Origin of the sequence: Stenotrophomonas sp. GbtcB23, from assembly GCF_019091045.1 — a bacterium.
Taxonomy (GTDB): Bacteria; Pseudomonadota; Gammaproteobacteria; order Xanthomonadales; family Xanthomonadaceae; genus Stenotrophomonas; species Stenotrophomonas rhizophila_A.
Genome location: NZ_JAGXKC010000574.1, coordinates 1 through 246 on the forward strand (window position 1 = coordinate 1; position 246 = coordinate 246).

Here is a 246-nt window from a genome sequence, read left to right on the forward strand (position 1 = left end):
GTTCTGCAGGACCATGCCAACCAATACGCCGGCATCCTTTGCGGCCTTCCCGATCGCCTCGGAGCGTTCGAAGCTGATGTCGAGCGGCTTTTCCAGCAGGATATGTTTTCTCGCCGCCGCCGCGCGCCGGACGAATTCCAGATGGCTGCTCGGCGGGGTCAGGATGAGCACGGCCTCAATCGCCTTGTCCGCGAAGATGGCGTCGAGATCGCCGCCTGGCGGGATCGGGTATTGGGCAGCAAAGGC

1 protein-coding gene is annotated in these 246 nt (G+C 63.4%); it reads right to left on the reverse strand.

The genetic code is table 11. The features are described from left to right. On the reverse strand, nt 1-246 hold a 246-nt coding region (locus KVS69_RS20160), incomplete at both ends, for a Gfo/Idh/MocA family oxidoreductase (protein WP_217540027.1).